Genomic DNA, 4,309 nt, shown 5'->3' with positions numbered 1-4,309 from the left:
TTCGTCTTCTCCCACCAGAATGGGTTCTGTATCGTTGTCATCGGCATACAATAGATTTCCTTGCCCATGCACATGGTAGGGGCTGTGGTCGGATATGCGGTCATAATGTTTATTGGCATAAGTGACCGAGTCATTGAAAACAAGAATAGAACCACTCTTCGGTGCCTGATGAGCAAAATAGAAGCCGGGCCAGCGGGATGAATACATCCAATACCTTCTATCCCATCGGGAATTATCAAGTAAATTTGTATTGGAGAACAGATGCAATCCTACATTTCGATCTCCTAGTTTGGTAATATTTTGATTATCAAGTTTTTCCAGTTGTCTGTTGAATTTGGCCCGCCGAAGATAAATATAGTCGCCTTGACCCACCAGAATCACTGATCGCATTCCCTCCATATCAGACGGTCGGCCGTGTTCCTCCGGTATATTGGGCCGGGGGGTCTTCAGTTGATTCTCATAAAGTTTTTCTCCGGTTTGGGGATCAAGGCCAAACATGTACATTCCTTCATCAATATGGGAAGACCGACCAGCCAGGCAATAAACCACATCATCCTTCACCAGCACACTGCCATGAACAGGCCAGGGTGATTCCAGCTGGCCGAAGGAGACGATCTGCCTATCATGAGGTGCACCTCGGAACCGCCATACAAGCTCACCGTCAGAAGCCCTCAGACAGTAAACCCAGCCGTCAGAGGCACCGAAAAGAAGCAAACCCCGGTAATAAGTCGGGGAGGAGTCCACTTTCCCTCCGGCTGTGAAGGACCATTCGATGTCACCGGATTGGCTTTCCATGCAATAAATCCGGTGCGAGTTGATCTGAGAGACATACAGCTTTCCACCTGCCACAACAGGTTGGGTCAGCTCCCCTCCCAGGTTTTTCTCCCATTGCCTGGTCAGGTTTTCCGGAATACCGGAAGGAAGGCTGCCGCTTCGTTTGCTGTCATGGCGGTACATGGGCCATTGATCTGAACGGGACGCCGGTTCTTTAAGTTCAGTCTCATATGCCGAACCTTGTTCAAGGGGATGGGCTGCATGCTCTGAAGACCAGCGCAGGGAATCCAGCCGGCCCACAACGGCATTGAAGCCATCTATTTTAGAAGCCGGGTAACAAAAGCACTGGTGAGGAGGCATATAAATCATGCCGTTGGCCGGCATGAAGCCAAGATGGCACATACCCCTGAGCCAGTCATGTCTCATATGGTTGTCACCGGTAAGGTCCATAAATTCTATACCTCGCTTGTTCCATAAAAGGTACCGGCTGGTGGCTTTTCCCGGGTAACAACGGAAATGATGGCCAGGCGAAAGTAGATTTTTTACTTTTATAGTTCTTTTTACTTTTCCATTTAAAGGCTCATAACCTTCTTTTTCAACTATGGTATTTCTAATTTGAGGTAATGAATAGTAGGATCCACCGCCGGCACGATAAATGTGATCATAGGGTGCCTTAGAGGCATCCAGCGGCCCGCTGTTTTTGATCTTCCGGTTTAAGAACTCTGGCTCTCCGCTCCAAACCAGTCCTCCGGCTACAAACAAAGGTGGATTGTTGCTTTGAGAGCCGGGATTTTTCCACAGCAATTCACCATTTTCAGGAGAAAGGGCAACAAGATGGCGGGTGCTCTGGAATAGTACCACCTCATCGGTGACCACCATCTTTCCGGAATTCCCCCACTGCAGCGCTTCGGATTCCTGCTGCCGGCTGTTCCAAAGCTCCTCTCCGCTCTCCAGATCCACTGCCACAATACCACGGGTATTGTGATAAAACACACGGTTTTGTCTGGCGGCAAGCGAGCGGGGAACAAGACTTTCTTCACTGATCTCCCACAGCACTTCACCCGATGAGAGGTCGATTGTCTGAATGATATCCCCCTGATTGCTTCTGCCCGGTTCCCGGTGAAGCACCAGGTTATCGCGGTGGTACAATATTTTTCGGGTGCCGTCGGTATGGGACAGCTCTTGAACCGTTTGGCCGGTAGACGCATTTAGCACGCTTACTGTTGAATTTTTGCTGAGGGTTACATAAACTCTATCTCCATCGGCTACCAGGCATTCGGGCTTCACCCCCGGAGTACCGTCATCTTCCTTTGTAGATGGACTTCCTTTGTAACCTACCCAGTGGTTTCTGCTCATTGACTTGGTATAGGCCACTGTAGAATCTCCTTTGACTGGACGCTTCCATAAAATTACCCCGTTGTAAGCATCCCGTGCCACAAGTCTCCATTGGGAGGGCACCCGCGGATCTTTAATCCCCAGGGGCGCTTCATCAATGACATAGAAAATACGGCCTCCCGAGCTGACCATGGCCCGTATGCTGGGTATCAGTTCATGGCTGCGGGAGAACATGGGGCCTCCTTTCCACTGCAGGTGCCGGGGCGGTTCTACTTCCGTATCCCTGGCAACTGCATTGTTCGAAGGCCCGTGAAGATGATGGCTCCATTCATCGGTATTGTCAGGATGGTCTTTTTCTCTTGCATGCCATTCACCCTCTTCTTTGATATAGGCAATACCATTGGGCGAGAGCACGCGCATGATCTCATCCATGGAAACACCATCTAAATTTTCGGCTACAAGAAGGTTTACCAGATTGTCTGTGTAGGGAAGGTTGTTGTCATCCAACCGTTCAACGGTTACCGGCCCGTACAGATCCCGGCTGTGAATATACCTGCGGGCTTTCTCTACGGATTCTTTGTCCCTGGCAAGGCCATGCACCAGGTATCGGTCACTGGCATGGAGCCCGGCGGTGAGCTTGCCATTGCCACATCCCAGATGTACTACCAGGCCGCCTTCAGTACCGGTCTCATCCAATATACGAGCGGCCTGTCGGGTGGGATTATCTGCCCTGTAATACCAATAAACAACCCCGGCTAAAAGGGCTGCAACAAAGATATAAATTGTGATGTGCAAATGTCTCTTTTTCATGGCCATTCTTATTTTATGATTATCTTCATTTTCGAGTGCCTCATCAAACATATTAATTATTTCATTGGATGACAGTAAATTATTATAAATAAGCAGTGATTCGGAAAACTTAGATAGTAAAGAGCCTATTAATCAACCATTAAAATTAAGCAAAAAAATTCTCTTTACATAGAAATTTGCCTAAACTGAGAAAAGAACTTAATGTAAAAACTCCCTATCAAGCTGTTGAAAAATGGTTTGAACTAAAACCAGAAATCTTTAAAGAAAATATGCTTCAATTTAAAAATAAAATCTTACGTTTATATTATAATAATAAATCAAGTTTTCATAAACAACATTGTGAATTTAAAAACGCCACAATTATCAAAGCGATCGTTTAAAGATTTATCTTCCCGGCAACGGGGGACTGCTGAAAGCAGTTGCATTAATGTGCGCTGGCTGGAAGGGCTGTAAGAAAAAAAACCCCGGATTTCCCGATAACGGCAATTGGAATGTAAAGTGGGAAGATCTTGAAAAAAGTTTGTAAAACCAAATAATAAATATTCAGACCAATGAGCAAGAAAAAAATCAAGAACCTCTGGATTATAGTTATAGCCCTGATTATTCCCAATGATTTTACACCAGATGTTCATGCACAAGATGCAGTTCCTCGCAAAATTGCATCAATCGATGCTCCTTTTGATATGCCCCGTTTAAAACGGCCGAAATTCCCTGATCAAACATTCAACATTCGGGATTACGGAGCTAAAGCCAAGAAGGGATTTATAAATACAGAAGCCATTGCCAAAACAATCAAAGCATGCAGTGAAGCAGGCGGAGGTACAGTACTTATTCCTGCCGGAGAATGGCTGACGGGTCCCATTCATCTGAAAAGCAACATCAACCTGCGGATTACCAAAGGAGCTGTCGTTCACTTTCCCTCTGAGCCTAAAACTTATCTGCCTGTCGTCCCCGATCGCATCAAAGGAGTTGAGTGTTATAACTATTCACCTTTTATATATGCTCCAAATGTTGAGAACATTGCTATTACCGGCAAAGGCATGTTGAAGGCAGAAGGAGACTGGTGGTGGGAATGGGCACTAAAATACGAGCGCGGAGCCAAACAAGGCGAACCTCGTCGTATAGCTACCAAAACTACCCTGTCAAGAAGAAACTATGGCAAGGGAGCAGGAGCAGAAGGCCTGCGGCCTTCATTTATTGTTCCATGGAAATCAAAAAATATTCTGGTTGAAGGGATCACCCTCAAAAATGTTCCCTTATGGGCCGTGCGGGCAGTATATTCTAAGAACATTATAGTTCGCGACATTTCTGTATTGAGTGTGGCCGGCAGGCATGGAATTGAAGCAGTCAGCCACAATAATGCCGGTGTTTGCCTGTCCTCATGTAAAAA

General features: G+C 46.5%; 2 protein-coding genes. One reads left to right on the top strand and one right to left on the bottom strand.

From position 1 onward, the window contains the following. Positions 1 to 2,919: PQQ-binding-like beta-propeller repeat protein (locus KGY70_17780; protein MBS3777052.1), on the bottom strand; the 2,919-nt coding region annotated here is incomplete at its 3' end. Between the two features lie 551 nt (positions 2,920 to 3,470). Between KGY70_17780 and KGY70_17775 the strand changes: the two genes are divergently transcribed. After that, positions 3,471 to 4,309, top strand: an 839-nt coding sequence (locus tag KGY70_17775; GenBank protein MBS3777051.1) for a hypothetical protein, incomplete at its 3' end; no start/stop codon positions are given.

Source organism: Bacteroidales bacterium (assembly GCA_018334875.1).
Classification (GTDB): Bacteria; Bacteroidota; Bacteroidia; order Bacteroidales; family UBA12077; genus JAGXLC01.
Note: the sequence above shows the minus strand (reverse complement) of the source record. Positions and strands in the feature narration are given on the sequence as shown.